General features: G+C 48.4%; 16 protein-coding genes and 1 other annotated feature. All 16 genes read left to right on the top strand.

The window, feature by feature from the left end:
• Positions 1 to 957, top strand: coding sequence for a hydroxymethylbilane synthase (gene hemC / locus J2Z28_RS23985; RefSeq protein ID WP_036605896.1), 957 nt, complete (start codon positions 1 to 3; stop codon positions 955 to 957).
• A 4-nt stretch (positions 958 to 961) separates the two neighbouring features.
• Entirely contained in the window at positions 962 to 2,524 is a 1,563-nt protein-coding gene (gene cobA / locus J2Z28_RS23980; RefSeq protein WP_017692600.1) for a uroporphyrinogen-III C-methyltransferase, read from the top strand.
• Positions 2,525 to 2,750: 226 nt separating this feature from the next.
• Positions 2,751 to 3,752, top strand: a complete 1,002-nt coding sequence (gene hemB / locus J2Z28_RS23975; RefSeq protein WP_211084569.1) for a porphobilinogen synthase — start codon at positions 2,751 to 2,753, stop codon at positions 3,750 to 3,752.
• 26 nt (positions 3,753 to 3,778) lie between these two features.
• A complete protein-coding gene (gene hemL, locus J2Z28_RS23970; RefSeq protein ID WP_211084568.1) occupies positions 3,779 to 5,083 on the top strand; it encodes a glutamate-1-semialdehyde 2,1-aminomutase in 1,305 nt (434 codons plus the stop codon).
• On the top strand, positions 5,080 to 5,985 hold the full coding sequence (locus tag J2Z28_RS23965) for an RluA family pseudouridine synthase (protein WP_211084567.1): 906 nt from the start codon (positions 5,080 to 5,082) through the stop codon (positions 5,983 to 5,985). The genes hemL and J2Z28_RS23965 overlap by 4 nt, the downstream gene beginning before the upstream one ends.
• 245 nt (positions 5,986 to 6,230) lie before the next feature.
• Complete coding sequence (locus tag J2Z28_RS23960) at positions 6,231 to 7,772, top strand: LysM peptidoglycan-binding domain-containing protein (protein WP_211084566.1); 1,542 nt, start codon at positions 6,231 to 6,233, stop codon at positions 7,770 to 7,772.
• A 155-nt stretch (positions 7,773 to 7,927) separates the two neighbouring features.
• Positions 7,928 to 8,208 (top strand) — a binding site (T-box leader).
• A gap of 61 nt (positions 8,209 to 8,269) precedes the next feature.
• Entirely contained in the window at positions 8,270 to 10,936 is a 2,667-nt protein-coding gene (locus tag J2Z28_RS23955) for a valine--tRNA ligase (protein WP_211084565.1), read from the top strand.
• 78 nt (positions 10,937 to 11,014) lie between these two features.
• Positions 11,015 to 12,391 carry a bifunctional folylpolyglutamate synthase/dihydrofolate synthase gene (locus J2Z28_RS23950; RefSeq protein WP_211084564.1) on the top strand — a complete coding sequence of 459 codons (1,377 nt, stop codon included), beginning with the start codon at positions 11,015 to 11,017 and terminating at the stop codon, positions 12,389 to 12,391.
• Between the two features lie 56 nt (positions 12,392 to 12,447).
• The gene (murC, locus tag J2Z28_RS23945) at positions 12,448 to 13,767 is read left to right on the top strand and encodes a UDP-N-acetylmuramate--L-alanine ligase (protein WP_244988502.1); all 1,320 of its coding nucleotides are present in this window, start codon (positions 12,448 to 12,450) and stop codon (positions 13,765 to 13,767) included.
• 117 nt (positions 13,768 to 13,884) lie between these two features.
• The gene (locus tag J2Z28_RS31715; protein ID WP_211084563.1) at positions 13,885 to 15,114 is read left to right on the top strand and encodes an SPOR domain-containing protein; all 1,230 of its coding nucleotides are present in this window, start codon (positions 13,885 to 13,887) and stop codon (positions 15,112 to 15,114) included.
• A gap of 145 nt (positions 15,115 to 15,259) precedes the next feature.
• Positions 15,260 to 15,502 carry a DUF4321 domain-containing protein gene (locus J2Z28_RS23935; protein WP_047841183.1) on the top strand — a complete coding sequence of 81 codons (243 nt, stop codon included), beginning with the start codon at positions 15,260 to 15,262 and terminating at the stop codon, positions 15,500 to 15,502.
• Positions 15,503 to 15,596: 94 nt separating this feature from the next.
• Entirely contained in the window at positions 15,597 to 16,208 is a 612-nt protein-coding gene (locus J2Z28_RS23930) for a Maf family protein (RefSeq protein ID WP_036673538.1), read from the top strand.
• A 37-nt stretch (positions 16,209 to 16,245) separates the two neighbouring features.
• Positions 16,246 to 16,935 carry a RadC family protein gene (radC, locus tag J2Z28_RS23925; RefSeq protein WP_017692611.1) on the top strand — a complete coding sequence of 230 codons (690 nt, stop codon included), beginning with the start codon at positions 16,246 to 16,248 and terminating at the stop codon, positions 16,933 to 16,935.
• Between the two features lie 183 nt (positions 16,936 to 17,118).
• Positions 17,119 to 18,153 (top strand): rod shape-determining protein, encoded by a 1,035-nt coding sequence (locus J2Z28_RS23920; RefSeq protein ID WP_017692612.1) that lies wholly within the window; start codon positions 17,119 to 17,121, stop codon positions 18,151 to 18,153.
• Positions 18,154 to 18,338: 185 nt separating this feature from the next.
• The gene (mreC, locus tag J2Z28_RS23915) at positions 18,339 to 19,211 is read left to right on the top strand and encodes a rod shape-determining protein MreC (protein ID WP_036673542.1); all 873 of its coding nucleotides are present in this window, start codon (positions 18,339 to 18,341) and stop codon (positions 19,209 to 19,211) included.
• A complete protein-coding gene (mreD, locus tag J2Z28_RS23910; RefSeq protein WP_036673543.1) occupies positions 19,211 to 19,744 on the top strand; it encodes a rod shape-determining protein MreD in 534 nt (177 codons plus the stop codon). The genes mreC and mreD overlap by 1 nt, the downstream gene beginning before the upstream one ends.
• Positions 19,745 to 19,751 lie beyond the last annotated feature (7 nt).

Below are 19,751 nucleotides of genomic sequence, written 5' to 3'. Positions count from 1 at the left end.
ATGCGTACAATTAAAGTTGGAAGTAGACAGAGCGCGCTTGCGCTAACCCAGACAGGCCATGTCATTCAGGATTTACGCGATATTTGTGAGCGGGAAGGATTAGCTTTTGACTTTGAAGTACATAAGATTGTTACCAAGGGAGATCTCATTCTGGATGTAACGTTGTCAAAAGTGGGAGGCAAAGGATTGTTTGTCAAAGAGATTGAACAGGCGATGCTTGATCGTACGATTGATATGGCTGTGCATAGCATGAAGGATATGCCCTCCGAGTTACCCGAAGGATTAATCAATGGTGCTATTCCCCGTCGTGCAGATCCACGGGATGCGCTGATCTCCAATGGTGGACTTACTCTGGATCAACTGCCAGAAGGAGCTAGAGTCGGAACAAGCAGTCTGCGCCGGTCGAGTCAATTAAAGGCCTATCGTCCAGATTTGCAATTGGAATCGATTCGCGGCAATATTGATTCCCGTCTGCGGAAGCTGGAGACCGAAGGATTCGATGCGATTATTCTGGCAGCTGCAGGATTGTACCGTATGGGCTGGGAAGATCGAATCACAGAGTACTTGACGGAAACAGCTTGCCTTCCTGCTGTGGGCCAGGGCGCACTTGGTATCGAATGTCGTGAAGACGATGAGGAACTGTTGCACTTGCTGCAGCTGTATAACGATCCCGAGACAGCATTTCCTGTACAGGCGGAACGCCGTTTTCTCAGTGTATTGAATGGGGGCTGTCAGGTTCCGATCGGTGCTCATGCGGTGTGGGTGCCTCAGCAAGATGCAGATTCCCTGAATGGTGAAAACACGTTACAATTAACAGGTATGGTCGGCACGCCGGATGGTGGACTGATTCTTAAGGAAGCTATGATCGGCAAGGACCCGGTTCGTCTGGGAGAAGAAGTGGCTTGGAGATTGATCGAACGGGGAGCAGAGCAGATACTGGCAGAAGTTAGGGGATGAAGACATGGTGGGAAAGGTCTTTTTGGTAGGTGCAGGTCCTGGGGATGCAAAGCTGATTACGGTAAAAGGGTGGGAATCCATCGGGAAAGCCGATGCTGTAGTCTATGATCGTTTGGCAAGTCCGAGATTGTTGAAACAAATGAAACCCGGCGCAGTCAAGATTTACGTGGGCAAGCGCCCGGATCGGCACACGATGAAACAGGAAGAGATCAATCAACTGTTGGTTGATCTGGCGCTTGAAGGCAAGGTTGTGGTTCGGCTTAAGGGCGGCGATCCAACTATCTTTGGACGTGTGGGCGAAGAGGCGGGTTTGCTGCACAAAAACGGAATTCCCTTTGAGATTGTACCTGGGGTTACCGCTGCAATAAGTGTACCTGCGTATGCCGGAATTCCTGTGACTCACCGTGACTATGCATCTTCCATCTCTATTATTACGGGGCACGAGAGTCCGGACAAGCTTGATCGCAGTATCCATTGGGATAAAGTGACGAACGCAACGGGCACACTTGTATTTATGATGGGGGTTGCCAAAATTGGATATATCAGCGAACAATTGATTCGTCATGGTCGTCCAGCGCAAACACCGGTAGCTCTGATTCGTTGGGGAACACGAGCGGAACAGGATACCCTTACAGGTACCCTTGAGGATATAGAAGCGAAAGTGATCGCAGCCAATTTCCAACCACCAGCTGTTATTGTGGTGGGGGATGTTGTCAATCAAAGGGAACAATTGAAATGGGCAGAAGCGCTGCCGCTGTTTGGCAAACGAATTCTGGTAACCCGTGCTCGCAGTCAGGCGAGTGAACTGGTGAATCGCATTGAGGAACTCGGCGGCGAACCGTATGAGTTTCCGGTCATTGAGACGGTCATGCCGTCCAGTGAATCTGCCAAGCAAAGTGTCAAAGACGCCTTCAGTGCTTTAAATACCTATGACTGGGTGTTTTTCACAAGTGTGAACGGCGTGGAGTTTTTCTTCCGCCATCTGGAACAGGAAGGCAAGGATATTCGCTCGATTCATCAAGCGAGAATTGCTGCCGTAGGACCTTCCACAGCAGACGCTTTGCGCAAACATGGCATCGTAGCTGAAGTTGTCAAAGGTCCTTTTCAGGCCGAAGGCATGCTTGAGGCATTTGAAAGCGAACTGAAGGAAGGTCAGAGAGTATTGCTTCCCCACGGTGATCTTGCACGTACATGGTTACGTGATCAGTTGAGAGAACGAGGAATTCAGGTCACCGAAGCCATCACCTACGATACGATCCTCGCTGGTGAGGATGATGATGAACTGCTCAAGCTGCTTGAAGAAGGTGGTATTCATGCGGTGACCTTTACAAGTTCTTCGACGGTTACCAACTTCATGAGTATGTTGAAACGTATGGGATTGCAAGATCCACTGCCTTTATTGAAAGATGTGGAGGTTGCGTGTATCGGACCTGTTACAGCGAAGACGGCAGAAGCCGCTGGACTAAAGGTTACACTGATGGCAGAGGAAGCAACGATGGATAGTTTGATCACAGTGCTGTGCGACTGGAAACGGACAGGCACCAAAGAAGGCGCTCTTCGAAATTAATACACATGGGAATCAATTTCATAATACCTTTAGCTGCTTCAATCAAGGCTAGATATAGATCAAAACGGTTCAATTTGTCTATATTTAGTTACGAAATCCATTTTTAGCGAGTTATGAAATTGATCCATGTAATCATGTTAACATATGAAGCGTGCTGAATTCGATAGGATACCAGCGCGCTTCCCTTTTTGCTCTATTTAACTTTTTTCAAGGAGGTTTTACTCGTATGAGTTTTCCAATTGTACGGCATCGCCGTTTACGCCAATCCACAGGTATTCGCAATATGGTCAGAGAGACCCATCTAACCGTGGACGACTTTATTCAACCGATCTATGTGACGTATGGAGAAAATGTAAAATCCGAAATTAAATCCATGCCTGGCGTATTCCGGTTCTCGCTGGATCGCCTTCAGGAGGAAGTAACGGAAATTGCGGAGCTGGGAATTCCAGCCGTGTTATTGTTCGGTATTCCGGAGACTAAGGACAGTCTGGGTTCATCTGGTTTTGCTGAAGATGGCATTGTGCAAGAAGCGACGAGATTGATCAAATCCTGGTACCCGGAATTGCTGGTTGTTGCGGATACTTGTCTGTGTGAATTCACGGATCACGGTCACTGCGGTATGGTACACACCGTGGAGATTGACGGCCACATCTGCGGAGATGTATTAAATGATGAATCACTGGATCTACTCGTGCAAACGGCAGTGTCTCAAGCCAAAGCAGGAGCGGACATTATTGCACCATCCAACATGATGGATGGATTTGTACAAGCGATCCGCGCGGGGCTGGATGAGAATGGATTCAGTCATATTCCGATTATGTCTTACTCTGTTAAATATGCATCCGCATTCTATGGTCCATTCCGTGAAGCTGCGGATTCCACACCACAATTCGGGGACCGCAAGTCGTATCAGATGGACCCGGCGAACGCGCGTGAAGCCTTGCGGGAAGCAGAGACGGATGTGCTCGAAGGAGCAGATATGCTAATGGTTAAACCTTCGCTGTCCTATCTTGATGTCATGCGTACGATTAAGGATCAATTTGATCTTCCGCTTGTTGCCTATAATGTAAGTGGCGAGTATGCCATGGTGAAGGCGGCGGCGATTCAAGGCTGGATCGATGAGAAAAAAGTTGCCATGGAAATCCTGCTCAGCATGAAACGCGCAGGTGCAGATATGATCATTACCTACTACGGAAAAGACGCTTCACGCTGGTTGGCTGAGAAATAAAATAAATTACATTAAGGAGGATATTCATGACTGCACAACAAGGTAATCGTCGCAATGATGAGCGCTCACGCAGCGCGTTTGAGGAAGCGAAGCAGTACATACCCGGGGGTGTGAACAGCCCTGTACGCGCATTCAAATCGGTGGGACTTACTCCGATCTATGCAGAACGCGGCGAAGGGTCCAAAATCTACGATATTGATGGCAATGTTTTTATTGACTATGTGGGATCGTGGGGCCCCCTCATTATGGGACATGCACACCCTGACGTTGTAGAAGCTTTGCGTGAGACAGCCCTCAAAGGAACAAGCTTTGGTGCGCCTACCTTGCTGGAGACCGAGATGGCAAAACTGGTCTGTGAGCGTGTACCTTCTATCGATATCGTGCGGATGGTTAATTCCGGTACGGAAGCAACCATGAGTGCCATTCGACTGGCACGCGGGGTAACCGGACGCAGTAAAATTCTGAAGTTTGAAGGATCATATCATGGACATGCAGACAGCTTGCTGATCAAGGCGGGTTCAGGTGTTGCAACACTGGGTCTACCGGATAGTCCAGGTGTACCTGAAGGTGTAGCTGTGAATACAATTACGGTACCTTATAACGATCTGGAGTCCGTGAGACTTGCTTTTGAACGTTATGGTGAAGAACTGGCCGCTGTTATTGTGGAACCTGTGGCAGGTAACATGGGGGTTGTACCTCCGGCTTCCGGTTTCCTTGAAGGCCTGCGCAGTTTGACGACGCAATATGGCAGCCTGCTTATTTTTGACGAAGTCATGACCGGTTTCCGAGTCGGGTTGAACTGTGCTCAGGGACGGTATGGGGTTACACCTGACCTGACTTGTCTGGGTAAAGTTATCGGTGGCGGACTCCCCGTTGGTGCTTATGGCGGTCGTCGGGATCTGATGGAACAGATTGCTCCTACGGGACCGATCTATCAGGCAGGTACATTGAGCGGCAATCCGCTGGCTATGGCAGCAGGATATACCACGCTCAAATTGTTAACACCAGAGGTCTATGACCGTCTGGAGACATTGTCTGCACGTCTGCAAGCCGGATTCGAGAAAAATGCAGCTGAGACGGGTGTGGCGGTAACCATTAACCGTGTTGGCTCCATGGTTTGTCCGTTCTTCAGTGCCGTTCCGGTAACCAACTATGATCTTGCCAAAGCAAGCAATCTGGATCAATTTCGTCGTTATTTTGCGGCCATGATTGATCAAGGTGTGAGTGTTGCGCCTTCGCAATACGAAGGCATGTTTGTCTCTGGTGTGCACACGGAGCAGGATATTGACGATACGATCGAAGCGAATCGTAAAGCTCTTCAATCGCTATGACCATCAAAAGTTGGAAACGCCGCGGGGAATGGCTTGAGCTGATGCCAGGGAAAGCCGTAACAGGCAGTTCGGACAAACCGATGGCTGCAGAGCAATGGCTATTGTCTGAACTGCAGTTTCCGGAGAAACTGCTCCGTCAGCTGAAAGCAAACCGAGGAATACAACTTGCAGGGGACCGGCTTCGGCTGGCCCTTTTTGCGTCCCAGCCAATCGATGTTGAGCCACGCTGGGCTGATGTGGATGTATTGTATGAGGATGATTTTTGTCTGGTTATGCACAAACCGGCAGGCATGAAACTGCATCCAGATGGAAGCCGTGCTGATCAGGCGATCACGCTGGATCATGTGGTTGCCTCTTATTATGAAATGAACGGAATACAGGCGAGCGTACGCCATGTTCATCGACTGGATGAGGATACAACAGGACCTGTCCTATATGCCAAAAATGCTTTTGCCCTCGCCAAACTGGATGAAGCGATGCGTCGCAAAGAGATTGGTCGCCATTATGTAGCCATTGCAGGTGGACAAATCCCCCTTGAACTCCACAAAATTGATGCTCCAATTGGCAAGGATAGACATCACAAGCAGCGCAGACGTGTCTCGGAAGGTGGACAGGAAGCTGTTACTCATGTGGAGATCGTCGAAGTGTGGGAACGAGCAACCCTTGTACGATTAAAGCTGGATACAGGACGAACACACCAAATTCGTGTACACCTGAGTTACGCGGGACATCCGCTTATTGGTGATGCGTTGTATGGAGGTAGAGCGGATGCCATTGGTAGGCAGGCGCTTCACGGAGAGATGCTTAAGTTTAGTCATCCTTTAACCGCAGCGATGATTGAAGTGAACGACCCTTGGCCATCCGACTTCACACAATTGGCAGAGCGTGAAAGGGTGTATTAATAAATGATATAAAGCGAACTTTAATAGTTACACGAGAACGAGGATAACAGTGATCGGAAGGTTATTCTGTCATCGAAGTGGCTAGGTGCAACATTCTCTATTTCGCTTTATATAGCAAGGTTTTTCAAAAGGTGGCATGCTCCCCTCATTCAAGGCATATAGATGGGGTAACGAAGGATTTGGACCATGGATCAGTCCCATGAGAAGGATCATGGTGAACATATGCCGAAAGGAGGACGCCACCTTTGTTGAATCAACCTTATGGTTTGCGGTTCGATATTTATGAGCGCGTTCATTTGTCTGAGGGAGTTCCTGCGATTGAGGAATTGGAGGAGATTGAACTATACCCGCGCATTCAAGTCATAGGGCAGGATGATCATGCCACATTAAGAGGACATCTTTTGCTTACAGGTGCGTACAGAGGAGAAAATGAGGCTTCAGAGGAGCTCAAACATTTCATTCCCGTGGAGATCACTGTGCCGCTGAACCGGGTCAGATCGATTGAGGATATTTCCATCGAGATCGAAAATTTTGACGTGGATCTGTTATCCAATCGCAGTCTGAACATTACAGGCGTATTGTCGCTGCGAGGCATCGAGGGCTTTCCTGTTGAAGAGCCACAAGTGTGGTCAGCAGATGAGTTTACAGTTGTTCATTCACCTGAGGCTCAGCAATCCAACCGTTCCGATGAAGAAGCACAGACAGGCAGCGACCCCAACATATTTGCACAAGAGTACCTGCTCCAGCGGAGTGAGGAAGAGAGACTTGCGAATGCAGCAGAACTTGCATATGGTGCTCCGGAATTCGCTGACCTGCAGGAATATGCGGATTCGTCATCGGCCGAGCCACTTCAATCTGAGGAGTTAAGTGCGGAGTACGCTAACGAAAACAGACAACCTGATGCAAACGAAGATCCCGCATCTCTGACAGCGAATGGAGATGAATTGGCATCTCATGAGCATTACAGCGAACCTTCTCCGATCTCGTCATTTATGGCTGAGACCGCAGATCGGTTAGCTTCTTACCCCGAGTCGGAACCATTGCTGCCTCTGGAAGATGAGTCTTCGGGTTGGTCCGAGCCTTCCGTTGATGCATTGCCTGCGAACTCGAGAAGTGCAGATCAAGCAGTCTCAGAGCCTAGTGCCGAATCCTCTAATCAGGTGTCAGCACCAGATGTACCGGACGCACCAGAGGTATGGCACTTCGAATCAGCGAGATCTGTACCTCAGCAGGAGAATCAGGCAGTTGCCGATGTCGCGGGCGAATCACAGGCGGAGAACTGGCAAGGTGTATTTGCTTCGTCCGAACCAGGCAACGCTGAGGAAGACCGACCGTCTTTTGAAGCGACTGGGGTAGACGAGTTCGTACAGAACGAAGCATTTGTTCCTGAACCTGTGGCTGAGACGGAAGACAAGCCGGAGCTGAAGGTTGCTTTTGGCAGCAAAAAAGAATCCGCACCACGGCAAGAAGAGGGCGTAGGTATCTCTTCCTTGCTATCCTCCGGCAGAGCGGCACGCGATGCTGAAGTGGAGCGAGGCGATGAGGTTCCTGCGGGTGTGGCACAGGAAGAAACGTATCCAGCTGATGATGTGGAATGGAAGAACCTGTTCCTGGGAACGATCGTGGATCAGACCCCATTCCGCAAAGTGAAACTGTGCATTGTTCAGCGAGAAGATACACTGGATGCCATTGCAGATCGATATCAATTGAGCACGAGGGAACTTCAGTTGTATAACCGATTATCTGAGCAGGTTGTGGAAGAAGGTCAGATATTGTACATCCCTTAATCCGTAGTTAAAGCCTTCGTTACGGCCCGTGATCCCCTTGAGGATTACGGGTTTTTGCATGATTCGCCCTAAACCTGCATTCCAGCGCTCTTTTTCCGCTGTTGTCAGGTTGACTATCGCGCACGAGCAGGGTATGATGTGTGTAGGTTTTTTGAAGAACAACGTGGAACGGGAGTAGTAGACAGTATGACCTTTCAGAGAGTGGAATTGCAGCGCTGTGAGATTCCGCAGGAACCAACTGATCGAAGTCGCCCGGGAGTTGCCTGTTTGAATACAAGGGATGAATGAGATTATCGTCATTTATTTCTGAGGTAGGATAGGCCGGTAGCAGCCGTTATCTGCTTGAAGTGTCACGTCATGTACAGAGGGTGAAGTCTATCTTGCTGTCGGCGTGAAACAAAGGTGGTACCGCGAAAGCTAACCTTTCGTCCTTTGATGGATGAAAGGTTTTTTTTGTTTTTTTTGGCGAAGATGATGAAGTAACGGAGGAATGACACATGTCTGAGGAAAAAAAATCAGCTGCAACAGAAATGCCGACCACTTACGATCCTAAGGCGGCAGAGGACAAATGGTACTCCACCTGGATGGAGCGTGGATATTTCAAAGCCGGTCAACGTAAAGATGCCGAGCCGTATACGATTGTAATTCCACCCCCAAATGTGACCGGGATGCTGCACATTGGGCATGCGCTTGATTTTACACTCCAGGATATTCTGATCCGTACGAAACGGATGCAGGGTTATGATGCACTGTGGCTTCCGGGTTCCGACCATGCGGGCATTGCTACCCAGACCAAAGTGGAGCAGAAGCTGCGTGAAGAAGGTCTGACTCGTTATGATCTGGGACGCGAGAAGTTTCTGGAGAAAGTATGGGACTGGAAAGATCAATATGCCACGACCATTCGTCAGCAATGGGGCAAAATGGGATTGTCGCTTGATTACTCACGTGAACGTTTTACGCTGGATGAAGGTCTGTCCCAAGCGGTTCGTAAAGTATTTGTTCAACTGTATGAAAAAGGCCTTATTTACCGAGGCAAACGCATCATTAACTGGGATCCGGTGAACCGGACAGCTCTGTCCGACATTGAGGTTGAATATAAAGAGGTTCAGGGTCACTTGTACCATCTGCGTTACCCGCTCAAAGACGGAAGTGGCTACGTTACAGTGGCAACAACGCGTCCTGAAACGATGCTGGGTGATACCGCGGTTGCTGTTCATCCGAAGGATGAGCGTTATGCAGATATGATTGGTAAAGTACTTGTACTGCCTATCATCGGACGCGAAATTCCAATTATTGCTGATGATTATGTGGATAAAGAGTTCGGAAGTGGTGCAGTTAAAATCACGCCTGCGCATGATCCAAATGACTTTGAAGTAGGTCTTCGTCATGATCTGCCTCAAATTACGGTAATGGATGAGAGCGGCACAATGAATGCTGAGGCTGGCAAGTATCAGGGACTGGATCGTAGTGACTGCCGCAAGCAGATTGTTGCTGACATGAAAGAACAGGGCGTATTGATCAATATCGAGGATCACACGCATCAGGTTGGACACAGTGAGCGTACCGGAGCTGTTGTTGAGCCGTATCTGTCTACACAGTGGTTCGTTGAGATGAAGCCACTTGCAGAGAGAGCGATTAAGAAACAACAGAGCGGCGAAGGGGTTAATTTCGTTCCAGATCGTTTTGAGAAAACCTATCTGAACTGGATCGAGAACGTTCGTGACTGGTGTATTTCCCGTCAACTGTGGTGGGGACATCGTATTCCTGCCTGGTATGATGAAGAAACGGGTGAAATCATCGTATCTGCTGAAGATCCGACGACGCTGCCAGAGAATGCTGGACGCAAGCTCAGACAGGACGAAGACGTACTCGATACTTGGTTTAGCTCCGGCTTATGGCCGTTCTCCACACTGGGCTGGCCGGAAGATACGGAAGATCTGCAACGTTATTATCCGACAAGTGTACTTGTGACAGGGTATGACATCATATATTTCTGGGTTGCACGTATGATCTTCACTGCATTGGAATTCACCGATGAGATTCCGTTCAAGGATGTTCTGATGCATGGTCTTGTTCGTGACGCAGATGGACGCAAAATGTCCAAATCATTAGGCAACGGTGTAGATCCGTTAGATGTGATTGAGAAATACGGCGCAGATGCGATGCGTTACATGATCTCAACCAGCAGCACGCCAGGTCAGGATCTGCGTTTCCGTTGGGAACGGGTGGAGCAGGCTCGTAACTTTGCCAACAAGATCTGGAATGCTTCGCGCTTTGCATTGATGAATCTGGAAGGATTCACCTATGAAGAACGTGACATTAGCGGAGAGCTTGGTACAGCGGATTATTGGATTTTGCACCGTCTGAACGAAACTTCCCGCGATATTACGCGTCTAATCGAAGCGTATGAATTTGGGGAAACGGGTCGTGTGCTGTATAACTTTATCTGGGATGACCTGTGTGACTGGTACATTGAGTTTGCGAAACTGTCCTTCTACGGAGAAGATCCGATTGCCAAGAAGAAAACACAATCCGTGCTGGCTTATGTACTGGATCAGACGATGCGCCTGATTCATCCGTTCATGCCATACATCTCTGAAGAGATCTGGCAGCATCTGCCACATGAAGGTGAGACGATTACGTTGGCATCTTGGCCGGTATACGATACTGCTCTTGAGAACCCAGAGGCTGTTGCCGAGATGAACCTGCTCATGGATACCATTCGTGCGGTTCGGAACATTCGTGCAGAAGTGAACGTGCCGATGAGTAAAAAGATCGAATTGATGGTCAAAGCAAACAGTGCTGAGACGTCCAGCATCATTGAACGTAACAGCCATTACATCAAACGTTTCTGTAATACGTCCGAGTTCGATAGTGGGCTGGATCTAAGTTCACCGGATAAGGCAATGACTGCGATCATTACGGGGGCAGAACTATACTTGCCGCTCGCAGGTCTTATTGATATCGAGCAGGAAGTGGCTCGTTTGGAGAAAGAGTTGGAGAACCTTGAGGGCGAAGTTCTCCGTGTAGAGAAAAAGCTGGCGAACGAAGGCTTTGTTGCCAAAGCTCCTGCCAAAGTTATTGAGGAAGAGCGCGCCAAGCAAGCAGATTATTCCGATAAACGGGATAAAGTGATTGCACGAATCAAGGAACTTAAAGGTTAATATATGTGGGTCGGATGGAGAGCCATTATGCCATCCGGCCGCTTTTTTCACTCAAACTCGGGACCGAAGGTGAATCAGATGACGGAATTAGACGGGACAGATGCAGCAGCTCTTTTACTTACGTATAACGAGGCCGTGGACTGGATCAATGGCCTTATTCCTTTTGGCATCCGACCTGGATTGGAACGAATCGAGAGTCTGATGTCCATGTTAGGCAATCCACACCAACGTCTCAAATTTATTCATGTCGCGGGAACGAACGGCAAAGGTTCGACTTGCGCTTTTTTGACGTCAGTGCTTCTTCAGGCTGGATATGATGTGGGTACCTTTACGTCGCCTTATATCACCAAGTTTACAAACCGTTTTCAATACAACGGTGAGGATATTCCTGAAGGAATTCTGCTTAAGCTCTCGAACCGATTACGTCCACTGGTCAGGGAAATGGCCTCCACTCCGCTTGGATCACCCACCATGTTTGAGGTGTCCACGGCTCTCGCGCTTCTGTACTATGCAGAGGAGTGTTACCCTGACGTTGTGGTATGGGAGACGGGGCTAGGGGGAAGGATGGACGTAACGAATATTGTCGCACCTGTTGTGTCCGTCATCACCAACATTGGTATGGATCATACGGATGTGCTTGGAGATACGATTGAGCAGATTGCTGGAGAAAAGGCAGGTATTATCAAGCCGGGAGTACCCGTTGTGACTTGCGCGACTCAACCCGAAGCTGTGAAGGTGATTCAGGAGAAAGCACAGCAGCTTCAATCAAGCGTGTATTTGGCTGGAGATCAATTCTCTTATCATAGACTGGACAGCAATGAGAACGGACAATCTTTTCATTTTACAGGCCCGTTCCGTGATCTGGACGTTCGCATACGTATGCAGGGCTCACATCAATGTGACAATGCAGCGGCCGCACTTATGGTGCTAGAGTTGCTTAGACAATACATGGCATTTATGCTGGATGATAACGATATTGCACTTGGACTGGAGAATGCTTTCTGGGCAGGAAGATTCGAAAAAGTCGTCGATGAACCCCGAATTGTGCTCGATGGAGCACATAATCCGGAAGGGGCAGAGTCACTGGCCAAGAGCATTATAGATGTCTATCCGCACAACAAGTTAATTTTGATGATGGGTATGTTGGCAAATAAGCATCACGAAGCGTATTTGCAGCATATACTGCCACTAGTGGATACGCTGATCCTGACCGAGCCAGATTTCCGACGCAAAATGGATGCAGCCGAATTGCTGCAGATTGTCGAACGGGTACGTCCCGCCATTGCGAAGCAGGAACTGGAAATCATCGTCGAGCCCGAATGGGCAAAGGCACTTGATCTATTGAAGTCACGGACGGAAGCGGAAGATCTGGGGGTGGTCTCCGGCACACTGTACCTGATTGCGGATGTGCGGGCAGCCCTTTTGCATCAAACCGATTCTGAAAAAGGTTGGTGAAAGTTTTGTTAAATACATCGGAACACGTTCATTTTATAGGGATTGGCGGATATGGCATGAGTGCCATCGCAAGAGTTATGTTGGAAATGGGATACACCGTTACCGGATCGGATGTCGCTTCACAGGAGTTGACCGAGAAGTTGGCAGCCAAGGGAGCGAAAATATATATCGGACATACGGCAGAGCACGTCACTGGAGCAGATCTTGTTGTCTACTCTACGGCAGCGCCTGCTGATAATGTGGAACGGGTAGCAGCTGCAGAGCTGAACATTCCGATTCTGCATCGTTCCCAGATGCTTGCACGTTTGTTGAACGAACGTAAAGGTGTGGCTGTTGCTGGAGCTCACGGTAAAACAACCACTTCATCCATGATTGCACTTGTTATGGATAAATGTGATACGGACCCGACATATATCATTGGCGGAGAAATCATGAATGTGGGCACCAACGCCAAGGCAGGCCAGGGCGACTGGGTAGTCGCTGAAGCGGACGAGAGCGATGGTTCGTTTTTGCAGTACCATCCATGGCTCGGTATTGTAACCAATATTGAGGCAGATCATCTGGAGAATTACAACAGTGATTTTGAGGAGCTCAAAAGGGCTTATGTGCAGTTCCTGAGCCAGATTCGTCCGGAAGGAACAGCGATTGTGTGTTCTGACGACGAGAATGTTCAAGCGATTTTGCCAGAACTCAAGTCACGGATTACAACCTATGGTATTGATCGTGCTGCAGATTATACGGCAACGGATATTGTACTGGGCGATCGCCGTATCTCCTTTACGATGAATCATCAGGGTGCTGCTATGGGCACGGTGGAATTATCAGTGCCGGGTAAGCATAACGTTTATAATGCGATGGCTACTGTGATTACCTGTCTGGAAGCAGGCATTCCATTTGAGAAGATTGTGGCAGCTATCATCCAGTTCCACGGAGCCAAACGTAGATTCCAGGTATTGGGCGAGGCGAATGATATGCTCATCATCGATGATTATGCTCATCACCCGACTGAGATTGAAGCTACTATTAGTGCCGCCAAAGCAACGGGCAAACGTATTATTGCGGTATTCCAGCCACAGCGTTATACGCGTACGTTCTTCCTGCTGGATGCGTTCAGTCGTGCTTTTGCGGAAGCGGATGAGGTGCTTATTACGGATATCTATTCTCCTGCGGGCGAAAAACAGATCGAAGGGGTAACCTCAGCCAGACTGGTTGAACTGATCGTTCAAAACAGTAATGCTTCTGCACGTTACCTCCCTACAAAAGAAGAAGTTGTAGCTGATCTGCAGCATCGTTTGCAGCCAGGGGATCTTGTGATTACGATGGGTGCAGGTGATATTTGGAAAGTCGGCGATACACTTGCCAAAGGTTTGAAATAAATTAATTGAGAAAACGCCTGTCTTCGATACGAAGCAGGCGTTTTTTTGCGTTATATGGAATGTATTCTGCCTTCTCTGCATATAGCTGATATAAATGGGACAAAGGAGAGGGTACGGGTGAGCAATGCTAGAATGACGTTTCGCTTCGGGGATCATGAGTCGGACAAGCCTGAAAACAAGAGGATATCCGCGTCCAGTCCATTGGTGACGTTAAGTGAAGAATTACCGCGTAATCAACCGCTAACGCCTAAGCAGATGGATACAACCCCATCATGGACGCCTGAGGATATCCCCGGAGACTGGGGAGAGACGGTGCCGACAAGCTCTACTGTACCTGAACCTGACGAGCGGGTGAGTCATAATTCGAACTTGAACTTGGATGAGGCCCATTATTTTGGGAACCGTTCCGGTTACGGTTATGTTAATCACACCGATAATCCGGAGGAAGAGCGTCGTGATCTGTCCAATACACATGATGATCAAGGCCATGATTGGCTTGCAGATTCAGAGAACTATTCCTATAAGCGCAATCGCCCCCCAAGGGGATGGAAAATGATTGGTTCTGTCACTGGGGCACTTGTTACCGGAGCGCTTTTCGGCATGGTTATTCTTTCATTTTTTAATAAAGAAGGAGCCGTCAAGCCAGGTGATCTTCTTCCCGTCAATCAGGCAGTTTCAACTGTGACGGGTCAGGAGGGGGCTGCAGGTACAGAACAGCAGGTTCAGACAGCGGCGACTGGCAGCACGTATTATGCACTTCAATACGGCGTGTTCAGTTCTCCTGAACGAGCTGAGCAGGCCAAGCTTGAGCTGGCTCAGGCAGGTATAGCCGCAGGTTCTGATCCTGAAGATGGCAATCGAGTATATGCAGGCATTTCGGCTGATCGTGAAGAGGCCAAACTGCTTAGCTCCAGGCTAAAAGCCCAGGGAGTTGAACTGTACGTCAGGGAGATCGTGAACCCTGAGATCAATCCGGTTATATTCGGTGGCAAGCAAGAGGATGTGCAGCTTTTCTTCACGAACAGTTCTGCACTGGTTGAACAATTATCTACCTTGTCCATTCAGCAGCTGGGACAGTCTGCTCCGGCAGCAGTCTCTACAGAAACGATGACCGCGATTCAAAATAAGCACCAGTCATGGATGACGGGATTGAATAGTCTTACACCCGGCCTGACCGCAGATGTACAACCTATTATTGGTGGAATGGAGAAATCAATGAATAGTGCAATTACGGCTATCGCAGAGTACAACAAAAACCCGGATGATGTGCACATGTGGTCCGTGCAGTCCGATCTGATGGAATATGTACTGCAGCAGAAAAAATGGCTGGAAGCGATTAAGCAGTAACATGCTCTTTCCCATAACAACGCTTGGAAATACCCATCCGGCAAGGAACTGGAAATAGTTCCCCTTGCCGGATTTGTGTTTGTATTGACGTACAAAACCCCGTATAATAATGTGGGTGTCAAAAAATGGCGAGGGAAGATTACCGATGAAAAAAAACTTCGGCATGTTATTGCTGTTTCTGCTGCTCGGCTGGATGGCCGGAGCGTGGATCGCCAAGGCACTGCAGCCTGTTAAGGCAGTAGCCTTTCTTACAAAAGCCACGACCATACGTTGGTCGCCGCAGGCTGATCTGGATATTATCAGTTATGATATTTCACTTCAATTTCAAATGAGCCTTCTGAGTCTGATCGGTATGATTGCCGCTGTGTGGCTGTATCGCAGACTGTAGGAGAATGACGAGTTATGACGAAAAAAATTAAACCAGTGACATCTATTATCGTGATCCGGACAGGATGTTGCCGTGGCATAAGGAGCCGTTCATTTTGGATAACACTCAACAGCGCCCTATTATTCTGGCCTCCACATCGCCTCGGCGCAAAGAACTGATCGCATCACTCCACCTAGCGTTTGATGTAATACCAAGTCATGCCAATGAAGATACACCACCAGAGTGGACACCTGAACAGACGGTACAGGAGCTTGCATTGCGCAAGGCGCTTGCCGTGTATCGCGGGCTTGAAGGCCGCGAGCAGGAAGCCATTATTGTTGGTAGTGACACCGTTGTTGTTCTGGATGGTGAGATTCTAGGCAAACCCTTAGACGAAGCGGATGCTGAACGTATGTTATCCCGGCTGCAGGGCCGCGTACATCGGGTGTTTACGGGCGTCGCTTGTATTGATGCGGGCAATGGACAGTCGTTAGTTCATTACCGCCAGACCGATGTAACGATGAAAGAACTTTCGGATGCGACCATCCGTGCTTATGTGCAGACAGGCGAGCCTTCAGACAAGGCAGGATCATATGCCATTCAGGGCATTGGTGCTTCACTGATCGACCGCATTGAAGGATGTTATTTTAATGTGGTTGGCTTGCCGCTATCCTTGCTAAGTGATATGTTGGACGGGTTCGGCGTACATGTGTTGCCACGAACATGAATGAAGCCAAATGTTGTGAAATGAAAAGAGGGAACATATGGAGTCGCCTCAATACATGATGCGCGACATCCCCCAGGAAGAACGCCCGAGAGAACGCATGATGGAATACGGGGCGGGCGCCTTAAGCCATGCTGAATTGCTGGCAATTTTACTTCGAACAGGTACAAGACAGGAGTCCGCGGTGCATATGGCACAGCGGATTCTGGCTGAAACGGGTGGCATTCGCTCGTTGATGGATTTGAGTCTGGAAGAACTGACCGCGATGAAAGGGATCGGCAATGCCAAGGCTGTGCAATTGAAAGCTGGCATTGAGCTGGGTCATCGGATTGCCAAGAGCAGACTCACACAGTCGACTTCAATTCGTACACCGCGTGATGCTGCTGATATCCTGACCGAACAATTGCGTTACTTGCAAAAAGAACATTTTGTGTGTCTCTTTCTGAATAGCAAAAATCATATTATTGCCCAGGAAACACTCTCCATGGGCAGCCTTAACGCTTCGATTGTACATCCACGTGAAGTGTTCCGGGCTGCCATCAAATGCAGCAGCGCATCGATTGTGTGCGCACACAACCATCCGAGTGGTGATCCTACGCCCAGTCCGGAGGATATCCAAATAACCAAGAGACTGATTGAAGCAGGCGCTATTGTTGGCATTGACGTGCTTGATCATATTATTATCGGAGATGGAACGTACGTAAGTTTGAAGGAGAAGGGCTTAGTATAATATAATGGTTGGCGTTGATGTTTTCCTATGAATGTTAACGGCGTTGTCCGTAAAAGATAGGTTCACTTTACAAATGCAAAAAAACAAATGCGAATATTAGCTCCACGTATTGCGTGGGAATATAATTATTACGCTCTGGATCAGAATGGAGCGGCTATATGAGGCAGAAAAGGAGATTATGTTATGTTTGGTGGTTTTACGAAAGATTTGGGTATTGACTTGGGGACAGCTAATACGTTGGTTTATGTACGAGGAAAAGGAATTGTGGTGCGAGAACCTTCGGTTGTCGCTATACGGACAGATACAAATAGCATCGAGGCAGTAGGTGAAGCCGCCAAAAAAATGATTGGTCGTACACCAGGCAACATCCGTGCCATTCGTCCAATGAAAGATGGCGTTATTGCCGATTTCGATACAACGGCAACGATGATCAAATATTTCATCCGTGAGGCACAGAAACAACGCTCCATGTTCCAGCGTCATCCAAACGTGATGGTATGTGTACCATCCGGGATCACGGCAGTAGAACAACGCGCGGTTGAAGATGCAACCAAACAGGCTGGGGCACGTGAAGCCTACACAATTGAAGAGCCTTTTGCTGCTGCAATCGGTGCAGATCTGCCTGTATGGGAACCAACGGGTAGTATGGTTGTAGATATTGGTGGCGGTACAACGGAAGTGGCTGTTATCTCTCTTGGTGGTATTGTAACGAGCCGTTCGGTTCGTGTAGCAGGTGACGAGATGGATGAATCCGTTATCCAGTACATCAAACGCCAATACAATCTGATGATCGGTGAGCGTACATCGGAGCAATTGAAGATGGACATCGGATCAGCTATGCCATTGGAACAAGTAGAAACGATGGAAATTCGTGGACGTGACCTTGTAACAGGTCTGCCGAAGACAATTACGATTACTTCGGACGAGATCAGTGAAGCGCTGGCTGATACCGTGAATGCAATTGTTGAAGCGGTAAAAGTAACACTGGAAAAATGCCCGCCTGAACTTGCTGCCGATATCATGGATCGGGGTATTGTACTTACAGGTGGTGGGGCGCTGCTTCGCAACCTGGACAAGCTTCTCGCTGGTGAGACAGGAATGCCTGTCATTGTGGCTGAGAACCCGCTGGATTGTGTAGCCATCGGAACAGGTAAAGCGCTAGAGAATATTCATTTGTTCAAGAGCAGAAGCAGTTCGGCAGTTCGTTCCAAACGTTAATTGGTATTTGCCTAACTTGGCATAGCGACCAAGTGGCAAGATATCTTTATAGAGGACCCGGTTAACCCCGGGGATGAGCTATTACCCGCTTAACAGGGGAGGATCGGCTGATATTCTCGCAGGGACTACAGGTCTGACAGTCTCCCCGCCGGGCATGGCTCGGAAGAGAATATGGATGTTAGAGGGTGTTCGAACTGTTTAAACTGCTAGGCAACAAAAGACTTTTTGTTTTGCTGGTGGGCCTTGTTACATTTATCGCGTTAATGGGCTTTACGCTCAGTCCGCGAACCACTCTATCCTGGCCGGAGAAATTCCTGAAGGATTCAGTTGGATTTGTACAATACGTATTTTACAAGCCCGCTTCCTATGTAGCGGGCTTTTTCAAAGATGTAGCGAACATGCGTACGGTATATGATGAGAATGAAGAGCTTCGCATCGCGATGGGTCACTATACCCGAGATCGGCTGAAGTACAATGATATGGAGCAAGTGAATGAGCAACTTCAGAAAGCGCTCAATTTCACAGAAGAACAGAAGAATCGCTATAATTACGGTTCGCGAATTGCTCAGGTTATCAGTGCCAATTCGGATCCAAATAGCAGAACCATTAACATTGATATCGGTGAAAATGCAGGAATCAAGCCGGGGATGGCCGTTACCTCCCAGGAAGGGCTGGTCGGCGTGATCAGTCATGTCAGCTCATATACATCAACGGTTAATCTGTTAACGTCCATGGACGCCAATGATCCGACATCCAATGCCATTGCAGCAACGGCAGTAGGTAAGGAGAAAGTATTTGGTATGATTGAGAGTTATGATCCGAAGACGGGCATGCTCAAAATGACCAAGATCTCAGAGGATTCAAACATCAAAGAGGGTGATGAGATCATCTCTTCGGGGATCATCAATAACTTTCCCAAGTATATGCGGATTGGTGAAGTGGAAAAGGTTGAAGTTGGGGAGTACGGTTTAACGCGGACTGCGATTATCAAACCATACGCAAGCTTCCTTGATTGGAAAGAGCTGATTGTCATTATCCCGCCTGAGGTAAAAGAATAATGGTAACACGTAAGCAAGTTTTGTTCCTGTTACTATTCCTTTTGTTCATTGCGGAAGGCACAATTTTGCCGCTGCTCATCCCTTCTGGCTGGCAGATGCGTATTTCTGCCAATCTGGTCTATATCGTAATTTTGTTTATCGCTGTATATCATCATCGTCACACGGCACTAGTACTCGGTATATTTTTTGGACTATTGCATGACGTTGTATTCTACGGCGAGATGATTGGACCTTATGGATTCTCGATGGGATTATCGGCATATATGATGGGACTCATTTTTCAAGCACCGCGTGCACCACTGCCGGTTATGGTATCGGTTGTCATTTTGGGAAGTCTGCTTAATGACACCATGCTATTTTTCCTGTACAAGCTCTTCCAACTTAACCACGTGACCTTTGACTGGGCGTTGATTGAATACATGATTCCTAATTTGTTCATTCATTTTGTGTTTGCCTTGATCATTTATGTCCCCCTTCGGAAACAACTGGAGCGGATCGGCAAGAGACGGAGCAAGACAGAAGAAGCTTCCTAAATACATT

The sequence above is a fragment of the Paenibacillus xylanexedens genome (genome assembly GCF_017874615.1).
Classification (GTDB): domain Bacteria; phylum Bacillota; class Bacilli; order Paenibacillales; family Paenibacillaceae; genus Paenibacillus; species Paenibacillus xylanexedens.
The sequence above is the reverse complement of the archived record's forward strand: the minus strand, read 5'-3'. Positions and strand labels throughout refer to the sequence as shown.

What these genes read in the sequence shown, in the direction of transcription:
- J2Z28_RS23935 (WP_047841183.1), top strand. Translation starts at nt 15,260, where the DNA reads ATGAAAAAAAACTTCGGCATGTTATTGCTGTTTCTGCTGCTCGGCTGG.
- hemC (WP_036605896.1), top strand. Translation starts at nt 1, where the DNA reads ATGCGTACAATTAAAGTTGGAAGTAGACAGAGCGCGCTTGCGCTAACC.
- hemL (WP_211084568.1), top strand. Translation starts at nt 3,779, where the DNA reads ATGACTGCACAACAAGGTAATCGTCGCAATGATGAGCGCTCACGCAGC.
- J2Z28_RS23950 (WP_211084564.1), top strand. Translation starts at nt 11,015, where the DNA reads ATGACGGAATTAGACGGGACAGATGCAGCAGCTCTTTTACTTACGTAT.
- murC (WP_244988502.1), top strand. Translation starts at nt 12,448, where the DNA reads ATGAGTGCCATCGCAAGAGTTATGTTGGAAATGGGATACACCGTTACC.
- hemB (WP_211084569.1), top strand. Translation starts at nt 2,751, where the DNA reads ATGAGTTTTCCAATTGTACGGCATCGCCGTTTACGCCAATCCACAGGT.
- J2Z28_RS23965 (WP_211084567.1), top strand. Translation starts at nt 5,080, where the DNA reads ATGACCATCAAAAGTTGGAAACGCCGCGGGGAATGGCTTGAGCTGATG.
- cobA (WP_017692600.1), top strand. Translation starts at nt 962, where the DNA reads ATGGTGGGAAAGGTCTTTTTGGTAGGTGCAGGTCCTGGGGATGCAAAG.
- J2Z28_RS23955 (WP_211084565.1), top strand. Translation starts at nt 8,270, where the DNA reads ATGTCTGAGGAAAAAAAATCAGCTGCAACAGAAATGCCGACCACTTAC.
- mreD (WP_036673543.1), top strand. Translation starts at nt 19,211, where the DNA reads ATGGTAACACGTAAGCAAGTTTTGTTCCTGTTACTATTCCTTTTGTTC.
- radC (WP_017692611.1), top strand. Translation starts at nt 16,246, where the DNA reads ATGGAGTCGCCTCAATACATGATGCGCGACATCCCCCAGGAAGAACGC.
- J2Z28_RS23920 (WP_017692612.1), top strand. Translation starts at nt 17,119, where the DNA reads ATGTTTGGTGGTTTTACGAAAGATTTGGGTATTGACTTGGGGACAGCT.